17 protein-coding genes are annotated in these 14,964 nt (G+C 58.2%); 6 read left to right on the forward strand and 11 right to left on the reverse strand.

Annotation, left to right across the window (positions count from 1 at the left end; translation table 11 throughout):
- Nucleotides 1–116 precede the first annotated feature (116 nt).
- Together ssb and CKA81_RS11735 are read right to left on the reverse strand one after the other, a co-directional pair.
- Nucleotides 117–575 carry a single-stranded DNA-binding protein gene (gene ssb, locus CKA81_RS11730; protein WP_128355426.1) on the reverse strand — a complete coding sequence of 153 codons (459 nt, stop codon included), beginning with the start codon at nucleotides 573–575 and terminating at the stop codon, nucleotides 117–119.
- 66 nt (nucleotides 576–641) lie between these two features.
- The gene (locus CKA81_RS11735) at nucleotides 642–1,451 is read right to left on the reverse strand and encodes a DUF3560 domain-containing protein (RefSeq protein ID WP_128355427.1); all 810 of its coding nucleotides are present in this window, start codon (nucleotides 1,449–1,451) and stop codon (nucleotides 642–644) included.
- Nucleotides 1,452–2,172: 721 nt separating this feature from the next.
- Between CKA81_RS11735 and CKA81_RS11740 the strand changes: the two genes are divergently transcribed.
- Nucleotides 2,173–2,970, forward strand: coding sequence for an HNH endonuclease (locus CKA81_RS11740; protein ID WP_199287535.1), 798 nt, complete (start codon nucleotides 2,173–2,175; stop codon nucleotides 2,968–2,970).
- A gap of 64 nt (nucleotides 2,971–3,034) precedes the next feature.
- Here CKA81_RS11740 and CKA81_RS11745 read toward each other — a convergent pair whose 3' ends face one another.
- The 6 genes from CKA81_RS11745 to CKA81_RS11770 form a co-directional block, all read right to left on the reverse strand.
- Nucleotides 3,035–3,562, reverse strand: coding sequence for a JAB domain-containing protein (locus tag CKA81_RS11745; RefSeq protein WP_128355429.1), 528 nt, complete (start codon nucleotides 3,560–3,562; stop codon nucleotides 3,035–3,037).
- A 410-nt stretch (nucleotides 3,563–3,972) separates the two neighbouring features.
- Complete coding sequence (locus CKA81_RS11750) at nucleotides 3,973–5,244, reverse strand: IS256 family transposase (RefSeq protein ID WP_164878465.1); 1,272 nt, start codon at nucleotides 5,242–5,244, stop codon at nucleotides 3,973–3,975.
- Nucleotides 5,245–5,427: 183 nt separating this feature from the next.
- The gene (gene arsH, locus CKA81_RS11755; protein ID WP_128355431.1) at nucleotides 5,428–6,186 is read right to left on the reverse strand and encodes an arsenical resistance protein ArsH; all 759 of its coding nucleotides are present in this window, start codon (nucleotides 6,184–6,186) and stop codon (nucleotides 5,428–5,430) included.
- Nucleotides 6,187–6,209: 23 nt separating this feature from the next.
- Nucleotides 6,210–6,635: an arsenate reductase (glutaredoxin) gene (gene arsC / locus CKA81_RS11760; protein ID WP_128355432.1), complete on the reverse strand. Its 426-nt coding sequence runs from the start codon at nucleotides 6,633–6,635 to the stop codon at nucleotides 6,210–6,212.
- Entirely contained in the window at nucleotides 6,632–7,717 is a 1,086-nt protein-coding gene (locus tag CKA81_RS11765; protein WP_128355433.1) for an ArsO family NAD(P)H-dependent flavin-containing monooxygenase, read from the reverse strand. Before CKA81_RS11765 ends, arsC begins: the two co-directional genes overlap by 4 nt.
- Nucleotides 7,714–8,031 (reverse strand): ArsR/SmtB family transcription factor, encoded by a 318-nt coding sequence (locus CKA81_RS11770; RefSeq protein WP_128355434.1) that lies wholly within the window; start codon nucleotides 8,029–8,031, stop codon nucleotides 7,714–7,716. The genes CKA81_RS11765 and CKA81_RS11770 overlap by 4 nt, the downstream gene beginning before the upstream one ends.
- Nucleotides 8,032–8,170: 139 nt before the next feature.
- Between CKA81_RS11770 and CKA81_RS11775 the strand changes: the two genes are divergently transcribed.
- The 5 genes from CKA81_RS11775 (at nucleotide 8,171) to CKA81_RS11795 (ending at nucleotide 12,120) form a co-directional block, all read left to right on the forward strand.
- Entirely contained in the window at nucleotides 8,171–9,325 is a 1,155-nt protein-coding gene (locus tag CKA81_RS11775) for an MFS transporter (RefSeq protein ID WP_206750833.1), read from the forward strand.
- A gap of 52 nt (nucleotides 9,326–9,377) precedes the next feature.
- Entirely contained in the window at nucleotides 9,378–9,719 is a 342-nt protein-coding gene (locus tag CKA81_RS11780) for an ArsR/SmtB family transcription factor (RefSeq protein ID WP_026483188.1), read from the forward strand.
- A 54-nt stretch (nucleotides 9,720–9,773) separates the two neighbouring features.
- Entirely contained in the window at nucleotides 9,774–10,274 is a 501-nt protein-coding gene (locus CKA81_RS11785) for an arsenate reductase ArsC (protein ID WP_128355435.1), read from the forward strand.
- A complete protein-coding gene (locus CKA81_RS11790; RefSeq protein WP_128355436.1) occupies nucleotides 10,271–10,756 on the forward strand; it encodes an arsenate reductase ArsC in 486 nt (161 codons plus the stop codon). Before CKA81_RS11785 ends, CKA81_RS11790 begins: the two co-directional genes overlap by 4 nt.
- Before the next feature lie 77 nt (nucleotides 10,757–10,833).
- The gene (locus CKA81_RS11795) at nucleotides 10,834–12,120 is read left to right on the forward strand and encodes an arsenic transporter (protein ID WP_128355437.1); all 1,287 of its coding nucleotides are present in this window, start codon (nucleotides 10,834–10,836) and stop codon (nucleotides 12,118–12,120) included.
- 321 nt (nucleotides 12,121–12,441) lie between these two features.
- Here the strand turns inward: CKA81_RS11795 and CKA81_RS11800 are convergent, their stop codons facing one another.
- The 3 genes from CKA81_RS11800 to CKA81_RS11810 form a co-directional block, all read right to left on the reverse strand.
- The gene (locus CKA81_RS11800) at nucleotides 12,442–13,758 is read right to left on the reverse strand and encodes a Y-family DNA polymerase (protein WP_228255708.1); all 1,317 of its coding nucleotides are present in this window, start codon (nucleotides 13,756–13,758) and stop codon (nucleotides 12,442–12,444) included.
- Nucleotides 13,716–14,153 carry a LexA family protein gene (locus CKA81_RS11805; RefSeq protein WP_128355438.1) on the reverse strand — a complete coding sequence of 146 codons (438 nt, stop codon included), beginning with the start codon at nucleotides 14,151–14,153 and terminating at the stop codon, nucleotides 13,716–13,718. Before CKA81_RS11805 ends, CKA81_RS11800 begins: the two co-directional genes overlap by 43 nt.
- A 134-nt stretch (nucleotides 14,154–14,287) precedes the next feature.
- Nucleotides 14,288–14,716, reverse strand: coding sequence for an antirestriction protein (locus CKA81_RS11810; RefSeq protein ID WP_128355439.1), 429 nt, complete (start codon nucleotides 14,714–14,716; stop codon nucleotides 14,288–14,290).
- Nucleotides 14,717–14,964 lie beyond the last annotated feature (248 nt).

Below are 14,964 nucleotides of genomic sequence, written 5' to 3' on the forward strand. Positions count from 1 at the left end.
TGATCTGTGTCGGTCAGCGCGAGGATTCCGGCGACACACGCAACAAGGCCCGGCAAAGCCGGGCCAGTCGCGGTTTTCGCCAGGCCGGTGTTACCCGACCTGTGGTGGGCTGTCGATTAGAATGGAATATCTGATGTATCGATTTCGTCAGGCGTTGCAGTGGGTGCCTTCGCCTTGCTGCTGCGGCCTTTCGGGCGGGCTGCCGGTGCAGCTTGTGCAGTTTCATCCTTGGCGGTTTCCCTGCTGCCCAACATCTGCATTTGGTCGGCAATGATTTCCGTGGTGTAACGGTCTGTGCCGGTGTCGGCGTCCTGCCACTTGCGGGTTTTCAGGCGGCCTTCCACGAATACCGTGCGGCCTTTGCGCAGATATTCACCGGCAATTTCAGCCAGTCGGCCATAGAAAACGACGCGGTGCCATTCGGTTTCTTCGCGGCGCTCGCCTGTGGCCTTGTCCTTCCATTGGTGAGTCGTAGCAATCGACGCTGAGCAGACGGCTGCACCTTCTGCGGTGTAGCGGACTTCGGGGTCTTTGCCAAGGTTGCCGATCAGAGTGGCGCGGTTCAACGATGCCATGGTGACTTCTCCTTTGTGTCAGTCGGGGGGAATGTCTGGGCGACCCTCCGCCCAGACAGGAAAGGCTTATTGCTGTCGCTGGGCGAGTTCCAGGGCGCGCATGAAATCCATGGCGGCCCATTGGGCGTTGCCGGTCAGTTGCCGCACCCAGGCGCTGCGTGTCGGACTCCAGCGGAATCCGTGGCGCTTGAGCAAGTCGCGCGTTTCCTTGGCGGGTTTGCCGTCAAACAAGAACATGGCGCGGTTTTCCTGCGGATCCTCGCGGTAGGTGTAGCCGGGGCCGCTGCGTTCAAACTCGGGCCGGTCAGCCACTTTCTCCAGGTCTTTGATGCGTTGGGCAATGCGGCGAATATTGGCGTTGTTGTTCTGCAGTTGGTACGGTGCAAAACCGATACGACCCATAAAATCAGGCTTGACCAGTTCGCGGGCGCGAGTATCGTCCACCAGACCGCTGGCTACGAGGGCGCTGATGCAGGTTTCCGGCTCGGCCTTGGCATGGCGGCGAAGAACCCCATTCAATTTCTTCATAGCGTCCTGCCATGCCTGCAACGATGCCAGCCTGGTTTTCAGCTTTTCGATGGCCTGCGGGTCATCGCTGGAGATGCCGCCCTTGCCTACTGCTGCGGCCTTGTCTGCATAGTGTTCGGCCTTCTTCTGCAACTCAAAGGATTTTTCATAGCTCTGCTGGATGCGGCCCCGATAGCGACGGTCGCCACGTTCGGAGTGATGGCCCACCAGAATCGGCTGACCAAAGGGAATGGCCTGTGCCATGTCGTGCGCCTGGGCGTGTGCCGCGTCTGCCTGTCGTTCGGCCTGTGCGGCCTTGGCCTGATACCCTGCTTTCCGTGCTGCTTGCTTCGCTTCATAGGTGTTCATGATCTGATCTCCAAATGAGGTTTCGGGTTTTCAGCTGACCGAATCCGAAGATTCTTGAGCCGGAACGTAAATCCGCCGTGTGGGGTTTACGCTGGCTCTCCGGTCTTGCCGCCGTCTTCCGTGAGTTCCGTCGCCGTGCCGATCTGGATCATGTAGCGCCGACCGGAAAGGGGCGGGAACGGAAGCCGCAGCCCGAAGCGAAGCGGAGGGACCGGGTGAGTACCCGGCGAAGCGAATCCCTTGGAGGGAGAAGCGCAGTGATACAGTCGGCGGTTTTGGCGACAGAACTCACGGAAGACGGAAAAACGGCCCGCCCGAGCGATGACCCCGCACGGCAGCCGCGCGGCGAGCGCCCACAGCCGCGCCCGGCGCGGCTCTTACTTGGGCCAGCGGCCCGGGGCAAGCGCAGCGCGCAGCGCCGGCAGGCGCGAAGACGTGAGGGATGGAAGCCCGCAGGGGCAAGACGCCGCAGGCGGCTTGATGCGAAGCACGACAGCCCGGCCCGCAGCCGTCAGGCGGAGGGACACGCCCAGAAACGTTTGCATTACCCCGCAAGGCTGGTCGAGAGCGACATCCTCACCATGCGGCGTGGCTGCCTACAATACGGCCAACGAATGAAGAGATTAGGGGCGACATGCTACAGAACGCGCAGTCCGTGTCAGTCAGAACGTCTGACGCACTAACGCAAGGAAATATCTATAGTCGGGCGCAGCTGCGTGAGATGTTTGATATCTCAGACGCCACGATCAATACAGGTGTATTCCGACCGAAGGGACATGATTCGGTTTGGCTGTTTGTGACGGAACGCAAGACCGCAGACCGAACACAATATGAGGATGTTCTGGAGCATGACACGCTTTATTGGCAAGGTCAGACATCAGGTAGAACTGACGACCTGATCCGTGAACACCAACAACGAGGGCTGGAACTGCTCTTGTTTTACCGGCACGCGAAGTACGAGCATCCAGGTGCCGCTTTCCGTTATGAAGGCCCGTTTGCCTATTCGAGTGACGAAGGAAGAAACCCTGTGTCCTTTGTGTTGAAACGCGAGCACGCTGATCTTATGGCGGCGACAGAGGAGGAGGCCCAACACAGCGACGCCTTCGATCCTCAGAGCATCGAGGACGGGCGAAAACGCATCGCCACAGATATCGTACGTCGCCGAGGTCAGCCCGCTTTTCGGCATCAACTAATTGCGGCTTACGGTGGTCGCTGTGCAATCACGGAATGCAATGTCGTTGACGTGCTGGAAGCTGCGCATATCTATCCGTATCGGGGTTCGGAAACTAACGTGGTCACGAATGGGCTGCTATTGCGCACTGACATACACACCCTCTTTGATCTGGGCTGGATCACGATTAACGCTGACGATTACACCGTTACCGTGCATCAAAACCTTCGACAGTCGGAATACGGTCAATGGCATGGCAAGCTGCTGAAGCTACCTACGAGCGCCAGCATGATGCCAAGTAGAGAAGCATTGGAATGGCATCAATCAGAAACAGGTAAGCAAGGCTAGATGGTTCAGCGATTCAAGTTTGCGGCCAGGCAGGGCGGAACGCCCTGCCTGGCTTTTCATGCCGTCACATCTCACCACGCTCGGCCAAGGAAATCGTTTCCGTCGCCGTCACGATGATATGGTCCAGTAGACGTACATCAATCAACGCCAGGGCCTTCTTGAGATGCTGGGTCAGATTCAGGTCGGCGGTGCTCGGCTCATTCGATCCCGACGGATGGTTGTGCGACATGATGAGCGCAGCGGCATTCAGGCGCAATGCGGTTTTCACGATCTCGCGCGGATACACGCTGGCCTGATTGATCGTTCCCATGCCCTGCTCTATGTACTGGATGGGCTTGAACCTGCTATCCAGATACAAGAAAGCTGCGCATTCATGCCCAAGGCCGGCCAGCTTGGATTGAAAGAACTTGCGCACCTTCACCGGGTTATCGACGGGCTGTGACTGCGGAAGCAGACTCTCTGCGGCCATGCGGCCAGCCGCAAGAATCATGTCATCGCTGGCCAGCCTATAGCGACCGCTGGGGCCGCGCACATACAGGGCGGGCATCGCATTCATGTTGTCGTAGCTCAGCGCGGCGCTTTGGTTTTCCATGGTTCATTCTCCTTTCGGGGTTAACTGGCACCGGGGCCGAAGATTCCGAGCCTTCTGTAGGTTTTGCGGTGTCCGCAGTACTACGTCTGGCCCGGAGTGCCACCGTTGCCGTGAGTTCGTCGCCTTGCCGCGCTGGATCAAGGAAGGACGAACGAAAAGGGGCGGGAGCGGAAGCCGCAGCCCGTAGGAGAATGAAGTGAACCGGAGGGACCGGGTGAGTACCCGGCGAAGCGCACCCCTTGCAGGGCGGAGTGAAGTGATACAGTCGGCGTTTTAGGCGGCGCACTCAGGGTAATGGTGGCCTGTGCCGATGGAGAAATGACTGCTGACACAGGCCGCGCGGCGAGCGCCCTTGCCGCTGGGGCGGCCGGGAGTATCCGTCTTTTTGTGGGCGAGGCGGTTTAACAACTTTATCCCCGAGCCTGCGTAAACCGTTCGCCGAACATGATGGCAAACTGATTCATGGCTGATTTCCAATCGAAGGCCGCGCGCACGGATTTGTTCAACACATTCCGTAACGCTAGCCACATTAGCTTGATGGCCGCTTCGTCGTTGGGGAAGTGACCTCGCGTTTTGATGATTTTACGCAATTGCATGTTCAGGCTTTCGATGGCGTTAGTGGTGTAGATAACACGCCGGATCTCGGGCGGGAATACGAAGAACGGAATCACGTATTCCCAGGCCCGTTGCCAAGCCTGCACGATGGTCGGATACTTTGCGCCCCATTGGCCCTCGGCAAAGGACTGCAAAGCCATTTCGGCCTCTTGCTCGCTAGCGGCGGCATAGATGGGCCGTAGCGCTTGGGCAACCGCTTTGCGGTCGCGCCAGCCAGCGTAATCCAGACTGTTTCGGATCAGGTGCACAATGCAGGTTTGCACGGCGGTTTTCGGATAGGCGGTATTGATCGCCTCTGCCAACCCCTTCAGGCCGTCCACGACGGCGATCAGGATGTCCTGAACCCCACGGGTCTTCAGCTCGTTGAAGACCTTGAGCCAGAACTTGGCACCTTCGGTCTGCTCAATCCACAGGCCCAATACATCACGCTGACCGTCGGCCTGGATGCCAAGCGCCAGATAAACGGCTTTGTTGCTGACCACGCCATCGCTGCGGATCTTGACGCGCAGCGCATCGAAGAAAACGACTGGATACATCGCTTCCAGCGGACGGCTCTGCCAGGCAATAGCCTCGGCCATGACTTCGTCGGTCACCGAGCTGATGAAGTCCGGCGACACTTCGGTGCCGTAGCTCTCGGCCAGGAATCCCTGAATCTCGCGCACGCTCATGCCCCGGGCATACATGGCGATGATGCGTTCATCAAAGCCGGTAAATCGGCGCTCGTGCTTCGGGATCAGAACGGGTTCAAAGCTGCCATCGCGGTCTCGGGGAATATCCACCCGCACGGGGCCGCGATCCGTAATGATCGTTTTGCCGCTGGCACCGTTGCGCTCGTTGGCCTGTTCTGGTGGCTTGGCTTCACCGGGCCGGTAGCCAAGGTGCATGTTCATCTCTGCACCCATGGCCCGTTCGATGATCGCCTTGTTGAACGCCAGCATCAAATCCTGGACTTCAGTGGGCGTCATCGGACCTTTGACCAGTTCATCGAGCAGTTCCCTGGGTAGATCAGGCAACGGCCCACGGGCGGCTGCCTGCGCGGCAACGGTACGCTTCTTCTTCATTGGCATATCCATGGTTTTTAACCCCTATGATATGCCTCACCCACAAAATTACGGACAGGCTCGGGCGGCCTGACTTCTGTGGGAATACGATGTCTTTAAGAAACCGCTGAAGTGGTCAGGCGCGAACCCAACCCTTGATCGTACGGGCGACCACATCAGCAACTAGCACATGCATGGGGATCCCCTGGTTTACGTCCGCTCAGTCTCTCGCTCATGAGCCATGGCTGCCTCTGCAAGGCGCGACACTTCGGCTTCTGCAGCCTTGCGCTCGCTATAGCGGTCGACCATGTAATCTGCGCGGCCTCGCACTAACAGCGTAAATTTCATTAACTCCTCCATCACGTCCACGACTCTATCGTAGTAGGACGATGGTTTCATGCGGCCTGCCTCGTCGAACTCCTGAAACGCCTTGGCGACTGACGACTGATTCGGAATAGTCACCATGCGCATCCAGCGCCCCAGTACCCGCATAGCATTAACTGCGTTGAAGGACTGCGAACCGCCGCTGACTTGCATAACCGCGAGCGTGCGCCCCTGTGTTGGCCGGACCGCGCCCACTTCGAGCGGCAACCAGTCGATTTGGCTCTTGAAAATGCCGGTGATCGTACCGTGACGCTCAGGACTGCACCACACCTGCCCTTCCGACCATAGTGACAACTCCCGCAACTCGGCCACTTTGGGATGATCGGCCGGCACGCTGTCGGGCTGCGGCAAACCTTCAGGATCGTAGATGCGAGTTTCCGCACCCATGCGCTGCAGAATGCGGGCTGCCTCTTCAACAAGAAGCCGACTATACGATCGTTCGCGCAGCGAGCCATAGAGCAACAGAATGCGCGGCGGGTGTTGAGCGTCAACCGGGATGCCGAGTTTCTCGTGCGAAGGGATATCCAACAAGGATGCGTCCAATGCGGGCAACGAGCCGTCGTGTAGCGATGTAAATTGCTTCATTTCAAATTTCCAGGTGCGCCGGTTCAGCGCACACGATTTCCGTGTTCGTCTATGACCACTTCGCCGTCCTCTTTGGCGAACGGGCCACGTTGGGGCCGCTCCAGGATGTCGAGTACCAGCTCAGACGGTCGGCACAGGCGCACGCCAGTGGGCGTCACGACGAAGGGTCGGTTGATAAGAATGGGATGCGCCAGCATGGCATCTAATAACGCATCGTCTGAAAGCGACGTGTCGCCCAAGCCGAGCTCTTGAAAGGGCGTTCCTTTCTCCCGCAGCGCCTCGCGCACTGACAGTCCGGCACGTTCGATCATCGACTTCAATACTTGCCGCGCCGGTGGAGTGGTCAGGTACTCGATCACTTGCGGCTCGATCCCGGCATTACGAATGAGGGCAAGCGTGTTGCGCGATGTTCCGCATTTGGGGTTGTGATAGATAACGACATCGCTCATTGCGATACTCCCTCTGGTTGAGTTTGGTGGACAGGCGACAGCGTCGCCCCGATTTCTTGCGCAGTACTGCGTGCCGTGCGCATGACGCCAACGAGAGTGGCGGACGCGAAGCCCGTCCAGTCGCCATAGCCCACGAGCCATAACCCTGGTTCAGCCACGGCACGCGTGCCCTCGACGGCGACTCGGCCATCTGCATCCAGGACGCCTAGTGGGCTTAGATGGTCAAGCGCCGGCAGAAAGCCCGTGCACCAGATGACGGCATCAACCTCTGAGTGGCTGCCATCGGGCCATACGACGCCGGTTGACGTAAAAGCAGAGAAAGGCCGAACAGATTTGAGGTCGCCGCGTCGTTGCGCAGCGGCAACGGAGGGCACCATCACGATATCGCCAAAACCGCCGACTTCTTCCGGCGGCGGCAAGCCCTGCTGCATAGCCTGCCAACGCTCGGTGGCCCGCTCAAACAACACTCGCCCGTCAACTTGATCGGGCAGAAAGACAGGTTCTAAAGGCGTGACCCACGTGGTCTGCGCGATGCCAGCCATCTCAGCCCTTATCTGTGCGCCGGAGTTGCCGCCGCCAACCACTAGCACGCGCTTCCCGGCAAAGGCTTGTGGATTCCGATAGTGTCCGGAGTGGGTCTGCACACCGGAAAAGCTATCCTGCCCGGGGTAACTGGGTACGTAGGGATGACGCCATGTGCCGGTGGCGCTCACCACTGCACGCGAGCGCCAGACACGACCATCTTCGGCTTCAATTTGAAAGCGGTCGCCATCACGCCGCACCGCCTGCACGAGAACCGGACGTACGACGGGAAGCTCATAGCGCGCCTCGTAGCGCGCAAAGTAGTCGATGACATGGTCGCGCGAAGGATAACCGTGTGCGGGGGGCATGGGCCAACCTGGAAGCGAACTCCATTGCGACGGAGAAAACAATGTCAGGGAATCCCATCCATGCCGCCACGCCGCGCCAGGCCCTTCCTCTGCGTCGAGTAACACGAAAGAGAGCTCAGCGCGGCGCAAAAAGTACGCCGTTGCCAGCGCTGATTGGCCCGCTCCTACGATTACAACATCGACATCATTCATGCTTCGCCTTGTTCCGATGGTACGCACAAGACGCCTTCGCAACAGTTCTCTGCAAGGTATCCCAGAATGTCGTTCATCACTGCAAAGTTGGCGCTATAGATAACGAAACGGCTCTCTTGGCGCGAGGTTAATAATCCTGTATGGGAGAGCTCCTTCAAATGGAAGGACAGTGAGGAAGGTGGGATAGAGGTAAGTTCAGCAATGCGGCCAGCGGGAAGTCCAGCTGGACCGGCTTGCACCAAGAGACGGTAGACAGCCAGGCGCGACTCTTGTGCAAGCGCCGATAGTACTTGAACAACGTCTTTCGATTCCATATTTCTATTATCGTGGAAATATGGAGCCTGTTCAAGTATTATCTGTCAAACATCCATCTTCAAGCGTCGCCGCTGTGGCCGCTTTCACCATCTCAGCAGCTTTGTGCGCATTCCGCTACCGTCCCTCTCCGATGCTCCTGTGCGCCTGATCGCCGTCATGGGAATCACCCAGATATTGGCATGGGGTAGTACGTTCTACTTACCTGCCGTACTTGCCGCCCCAATTTCTCGTGACACCGGTTGGTCGCTTGGCAGTGTCGTCGCCGGACTTTCCTGGGGGCTGCTCGTGGCGGGATTCGCCGCGCCCCGCGCTGGCCGAATGATCGATCATCTCGGTGGTCGTCCGGTGCTCGCCAGCAGTTCCCTGCTGCTGGCAGCCGGATTGGCCTTGATGGGGACAGCACCGAACCTACCCGTCTATTTCCTTGCATGGACCGTGCTTGGAACGGCCATGGCCGGCGGCTTGTATGACGCCGCCTTCTCCACGCTGGGACGTCTATTGGGCGACAACGCTCGCACCGCGATGACGGGCATCACGCTATTTGGCGGCTTTGCGAGCACGGTAGCTTGGCCGGCCATCACCACCTTGGAGGCGACACTGGGTTGGCGGGGTACCTGCCTGGTGCTCGCCGGTATACATCTGTCGGTGGGCTTGCCGATGTATTTGCTATTGATCCCTCGCGAGCAGAAAGGCAACAGCGGAGTTGAACCGGCGAACAATGCCGAGCTGCGCGCTGGGGCTCTTAAAGAGACCCAATTCCTTTTTCTCTTGGTCGCAGCCCTCTTCACGCTGCACTCCTCCGTAATGTCGAGCGTGTCCGTACATCTGCTGGACACGCTCGTTCAGCTCGGCTTGGCAACATCCGTCGCACTGGCAGTAGGGATGATGATAGGGCCGTCACAGGTGGCCGCTAGACTGCTCGAATTCTCCCTTTGGCGGACGCTTCATCCAACGTGGTCTGCCCGTGGAGCAGTGCTTCTTTGTTTTCTTGGGCTCGCTTTGCTAATGCCTGCCGATCCCGGTCTGGCCTTTATCGCAATGGCTCTGTATGGCGCAGGCAATGGACTGCTGACTATTGTGCGCGGCACCCTCCCGTTAGCCCTATTCGGCAGCCATGGGTATGGCGCACGTATGGGGCTATTGGCGCGGCCCATGCTTATTGCCCAGGCTATTGCCCCCTTGGGGTTAGCAATAGTACTGAGCGAACTCGGGCCGACAATGTTGCTAGGTACGCTCACCGCTCTGACCCTGCTGGGAGTAGCGGTTACCTGGCGCCTGCCGGTATCGACCTGAATGAAACGCCAATTACAGCACTTAAATTTGTCATTTCTGCTATTATCGAAATATGGAAACGAAAGACATTGTGCGACTGCTCGCAGCTATCGCTCACGAAAAAAGGCTTGAGGCGTATCGTCATCTCGTGCAGGCGGGTCCTGCAGGGTTACACGCGGGGCGATTAGCAGAACTGCTCGATATACCTCCCTCGTCGCTCACCTTTCATCTCAAAGAGCTCGTCCACGCAGGCTTGCTGTCATCCCACCAGGAAGGCCGCTTCGTGTCCTATTCGGTGCAGTATGCAGCCATGAATTCCATTCTGGCCTATCTCACGGAAAACTGCTGCGGCGGTAACCCATGCTCGCCGGTCAACTTGGAAGTCTGTTCTCCAGCCCAGCAGAATCTCGGGTAACCCTATCACTCCATCGCCACTGGGCGGTCCTGGTTCAAAGGAAGTGTGTTCGCCATGTCAAATAAACCATACAACACCTTGTTTCTGTGCACGGGAAATTCCGCGCGCAGCATCATGGCCGAAGTGTTGCTCAATCAACTGGGTAATGGTCGATTCCGCGCATACAGCGCTGGCAGCCACCCCGGCGCCGGGGTGAACCCGCTGACACTGGAGATCCTTCAGTCAGTCGGACTACCGACAGACAAGGTGCGCAGCAAAAGCTGGGACGAATTCGCCGCACCGGATGCCCCGCAAATGGATTTCGTCATTACGCTGTGCGACAGCGCCGCTGGCGAACAGTGTCCCGTATGGCCAGGGCAACCGATCACCGCCCACTGGGGGTTTGAAGATCCCTCAGCGAGTGAAGGAACGCCTGAAGAAAAACGCGAACGATTCGACAAAATTTTCCGGCAGATCGCCAACCGGATCAAGATTTTTACCAGCTTGCCACTGACGAAGCTCGACCGCGTCGCCATCAAGCGCGAGCTCGATACTCTAGGTACCAACAACAAATGAACGTCCTGTTTCTCTGTACCGGCAACTCCTGCCGTTCGATTTTGGCCGAAGCCACCTTCAATCATCTTGCGCCAAGCGGTTGGAAGGCGGTGAGCGCCGGCAGCCGACCTACCGGAGAAGTACATCCACGCTCGCTATCAGTTCTGAACCGAGAAGGCATTTCGACGGCAGGCTACGCTAGCAAGTCCTGGGATGACCTGCCAGTGCGGCCCGATATCGTTATCACCGTGTGTGCAAGCGCGGCAGGTGAGGAATGTCCGGCGTATCTTGGGAACGTTATGCGCGCCCACTGGGGCGTGGAAGACCCTGCGCATGTCACCGGCACAGACAGCGAGATTGATGCGGCCTTTGAGACTGCTTATCGCATACTTAGAGCGCGCATCGAGGCCTTCCTCGCTTTGCCATTAAGCAAACTGCAGTCAGATCCCTTGGAACTGAAAAGAGCGCTCGACCAGATCAGTTCTATCACTCCGTCCGTGTAGCTTGCACAGCTATAAACACTTCTGCCCCGCCGTCACACGACGGCGTTTTTCTATTCCCGAAACATTGAGGTTCCACTGTGGTCGTCGCACTACTTATATTCCTGCTCACCATTGTGCTGGTCATCTGGCAACCACGCGGGCTCAATATCGGCTGGAGTGCCACGCTAGGCGCCGGGCTCGCACTGGCCTTCGGCGCCGTCAGCTTCGGTGACATCCCGGTGGTGTGGGGTATCGTCTGGAACGCCACCGCCGCCTTCATTGCCATCATCATCATCAGCCTGTTGCTCGATGAAGCAGGCTTTTTTGAATGGGCGGCCCTGCACGTCGGGCGTTGGGGCGGCGGACGCGGCCGGCTGCTGTTTGCACTAATCATCTTGCTGGGCGCGGCCGTTTCGGCCTTCTTCGCCAATGACGGGGCCGCCCTCATCCTGACGCCCATCGTGATGGCCATGCTGCTCGCGCTCGGTTTCACACCGGCGGCCACACTGGCTTTTGTCATGGCGGCTGGCTTTATCGCGGATACGGCAAGCCTTCCCTTCATCGTGTCGAATCTGGTCAACATCGTCTCGGCTGACTTCTTCGATATCAGCTTCGCGCGATACGCTGCAGTCATGGTGCCGGTCAACTTCATCTCCGTTGCGGTGACCTTGGTGGTGCTTCTGATCTACTTTCGAAAAAGTATCCCGGTGAATTACGATGCCAGCCAACTGAAAGCACCTGCTGACGCTATTCGCGACCCGGCCACATTCCGGGCGGGCTGGTATGTGCTCATTCTGCTGCTAGTCAGCTTCTTCCTCTTGGAAGGCTTCGGCATTCCGGTCAGCGCCCTTGCTGCATCGGGTGCGGCCATTCTGCTGCTGGTTGCGGGTCGCGGTCACGTAATAAGCATCCGCAAGGTCGTCCGCGAGGCACCTTGGCCGATTGTGGTGTTTTCACTTGGCATGTATCTGGTTGTCTACGGCCTGCGGAATGCCGGGCTGACCGATATGATCGCGGGATGGCTCGATGCAATGGCGAACCAAGGATTGTGGGTGGCCACATTGGGAACCGGCCTACTCACGGCCTTATTGTCTTCGATCATGAATAACATGCCGACAGTCTTGGTCGGCGCGCTGTCCATCGATGCAAGCCAGGCAACGGGCTCCATCAGGGAAGCCATGATTTATGCAAACATCATCGGCAGCGATCTCGGGCCGAAGATAACGCCTATTGGAAGTCTGGCGACACTTCTATGGCTACATGTGCTGGCACGTAAAGGCGTAGATATCACCTGGGGTTATTACTTCAAGGTCGGCATTGTGCTCACCCTTCCGGTGCTGCTCTTCACCTTGGCGGCACTGGTTGTACGACTTAGCGCTTTCTAATTGTCAGACGCGAAAACGGCAAGTCATCACGCAATGCGGCTCCGTGTGAGACGAATTTTCAGCCTCAACGCCGCCGTTTCCGTGAGTTCCGCGCCTTGCCGCTGGATCAAGACAGGAGGACGAAGAGAACCGGAGGGATCGGGTGAGTACCCGGCGAAGCGCACCCTTGCAGGGCGGAGTGGACTGATACAGTCGGCGTTTTAGGGCCTGTACCGATGGGGAAATGACTGCGGATACCGGCCGCGCGGCGAGCGCCCTTAGCCGCGACTGGCGCGGCTCTGAACCCTTATGTTTATTCTCATTGAGCGGTCACACGACAGGCTACCGCCACACCTCTACCAAATCTTCCCATCGCGTCGTATAGGAAGGGGACATCCGTTCCTGGCGCATCTGCCACGCGGCAGTCTCGTCATGCACACTGCTCGCAAGTTTGACGGTGTCACGCCCGTAGCGGGTATTCAAGCAGTCCAGCACACACATGGCTTTGTTCACCTGCCGCGAATCAGCCTCGGAATCCTGAACATCAAACGCTAACTGCTGCTGGGCCTGGGCTTCGAGCCTTGGCTGCACATCCAGCAGACAGACACCGGCTTTCGCGTAAGCGAAACCGGGCCGGAAGAATTTTCGCAGTGCCTGCCGTGTTGCTGCCAGCAGCACACGGGTGTCGTCAGTCGGTTCACCCAGGGGCATCACTGCACTGCCGCTGTATTGTGGGGTCTGTCTGAAGAAGCTGGTCCTGGCAAACACATGAATGGCCGTGGTCATCGACGCCTGCGCCCGCAGCTTTTCGGCGGCTCGGCCTGTATAAACACTGAGCGCTTCCATCAGCCCGCCGATGTCACCCACCGGAGAACCAAAACTGCGAGAGCACATGATCTGCTTTTTGGGGGCCGGACTGTCTTCCCATGCGATACACGACTCCCCAGCCAGCTCTCTGGCTGTCTTGGCCATAACAATGGAAAACGTATCACGCAGCACTCGCGCATCTGCACAGGCCAAGTCAGCGGCTGTCTGTATGCCCAGCTCCTGCAGCCTAGGGGCCAACCGTCGGCCCACACCCCACACCTCAGCTACCGGCACATGGCGAATCGCACGCATCAGGCGTTCGTGCGACAGCCCTGACAGATCACACACGCCTTCGAGCCTGGGCAGCGACTTGGCCAGGTGATTGGCAAGTTTCGCCAGGGTTTTGCTCGGACCAATGCCAACACAGGTGGGGATCCCCACCCACTGCAGTACCCGGCTACGAATAGCCGTTCCAATTTCCCTGCCCGTACCCGGCACCCCGGTCAGATCGAGAAAGGACTCGTCAATGGAATAGATTTCCTGCCGAGGAGAAAACTGCCCGATGACATGCATCATCCTTTCGCTGAGGTCGCCATAAAGAGCAAAGTTCGCAGACAGTGCCACCAAGCCCTCAGATTCAAGGTGTCTGATCTTGAACCAGGGGTCGCCCATGCGGATTCCCAGGGCCTTGGCCTCCGCTGTCCGCGCAATGGCGCATCCGTCATTGTTGGAGAGCACGATGACAGGCTTACCATTCAGCGCAGGCCGCAAGGCGCGCTCACACGATGCATAGAAGCTGTTTCCGTCTATCAGCGCAATCCGCCGCGACGACTGGCCTGCTTGATGACCCACGTCACTACCCCCCAGACGCTGAGTTCCTGGCCTTCTCGTATGCTGATCTCGGGAAACAGTGGATTGGCCGCTTTGAGAGAGACCTTGCCGTTTCGCTTGAACAGCGTTTTGACGGTGAACTCACCGTCTATGACGGCCAATATGACGTCGCCATGGCGGGCTTCCAGTGACCGGTCGATGATGATGCAGTCGCCATCCTCAATGCCGGCGTCACGCATGCTCGTTCCCCGCACCCGCATGTAATAGGTCGCCGCAGGCTGATGCAGAAGAATTTCATTCAGGTCGATACGCCGCTGAGTATGGTCATCGGCTGGGCTGGGAAAGCCGCATTGCGCTGCCGCTTCCACAAGCCAGCACTCGACAGGCATCTGCCCGATAGGTAGAGGTTTAGACATAGAAAAATACTGTATAAATACACAGTTTATTCTATAAGACTGAATTGCGGGAGTGCCACTGCGTCAGACGCCACCCGAAACACTTCAGTCAGGCAGCCCGTTCCCGCGCTTTCGCGCGGGTAGATTGCTGTCCTTCAGTCAATGGCACGCCAGATCAGACTCGACTCAGGGTGGTGGCCCACATGCTGGCACAGCCCGTGATAGCGCTCAATCAACATATCGCTATGCGTGATGGAACTCAGGTGATTCAACCCATAGAGGGTGGCAACGATGCCAGCCGCATCAGCCGACATTTCTCCGTCGAAGAAATTGTTTGCCCATACCAGGCGTAATTTTGATGAGATGTCCGGTGCCATGTAGAAAGCCCCGTTCGACAACCAGTAGTAATGCCAGTAGCCGCCCTGGTAGTCGTTACTGAGTTCTCGTAACCAGCTAAAAATCAGTCGTTCCCCGTACAGATAGTCTGCTCCAAGGGCGCTCGGCAGAAAGTCCATGCGCTTGTCATCCTCCACGCGCTGCACGGTGATGATGGGGTACTCGGTTTCAACATTGATGTTGGACATGATGATCTCCGTATTCAGGGCGGGATTGCCCGGAACCCCATAGGCATGGCGCAGCGCAGGTTTCAAGGGTCGAAGACGGCCAGCGGCCGCAAGCGGCGCCCACGGCGACGCGCCGCCCTTGAAACCGAGAACGGCATGACACAATGACCGGAAGCAAGACAGCCATACAGTGTCACTTGGTCTTGTGTTGGGAAACTCCGCGTGAAGCGCGGCCATATCCGGCAGGAAAACCGGGAGCGGCGATGCTG

It is taken from the genome of Pollutimonas thiosulfatoxidans, assembly GCF_004022565.1.
Taxonomy (GTDB): domain Bacteria; phylum Pseudomonadota; class Gammaproteobacteria; order Burkholderiales; family Burkholderiaceae_B; genus Pusillimonas_D; species Pusillimonas_D thiosulfatoxidans.

Coding starts and splice junctions, on each gene's coding strand:
- CKA81_RS11745 (WP_128355429.1), bottom strand. CDS start 3,562: ATGGAAAACCAAAGCGCCGCGCTGAGCTACGACAACATGAATGCGATG.
- CKA81_RS11750 (WP_164878465.1), bottom strand. CDS start 5,244: ATGCCAATGAAGAAGAAGCGTACCGTTGCCGCGCAGGCAGCCGCCCGT.
- CKA81_RS11785 (WP_128355435.1), top strand. CDS start 9,774: ATGTCAAATAAACCATACAACACCTTGTTTCTGTGCACGGGAAATTCC.
- CKA81_RS11780 (WP_026483188.1), top strand. CDS start 9,378: ATGGAAACGAAAGACATTGTGCGACTGCTCGCAGCTATCGCTCACGAA.
- CKA81_RS11735 (WP_128355427.1), bottom strand. CDS start 1,451: ATGAACACCTATGAAGCGAAGCAAGCAGCACGGAAAGCAGGGTATCAG.
- CKA81_RS11765 (WP_128355433.1), bottom strand. CDS start 7,717: ATGAATGATGTCGATGTTGTAATCGTAGGAGCGGGCCAATCAGCGCTG.
- CKA81_RS11740 (WP_199287535.1), top strand. CDS start 2,173: ATGTTTGATATCTCAGACGCCACGATCAATACAGGTGTATTCCGACCG.
- CKA81_RS11810 (WP_128355439.1), bottom strand. CDS start 14,716: ATGTCCAACATCAATGTTGAAACCGAGTACCCCATCATCACCGTGCAG.
- arsC (WP_128355432.1), bottom strand. CDS start 6,635: ATGAGCGATGTCGTTATCTATCACAACCCCAAATGCGGAACATCGCGC.
- CKA81_RS11805 (WP_128355438.1), bottom strand. CDS start 14,153: ATGTCTAAACCTCTACCTATCGGGCAGATGCCTGTCGAGTGCTGGCTT.
- arsH (WP_128355431.1), bottom strand. CDS start 6,186: ATGAAGCAATTTACATCGCTACACGACGGCTCGTTGCCCGCATTGGAC.
- CKA81_RS11790 (WP_128355436.1), top strand. CDS start 10,271: ATGAACGTCCTGTTTCTCTGTACCGGCAACTCCTGCCGTTCGATTTTG.
- ssb (WP_128355426.1), bottom strand. CDS start 575: ATGGCATCGTTGAACCGCGCCACTCTGATCGGCAACCTTGGCAAAGAC.
- CKA81_RS11770 (WP_128355434.1), bottom strand. CDS start 8,031: ATGGAATCGAAAGACGTTGTTCAAGTACTATCGGCGCTTGCACAAGAG.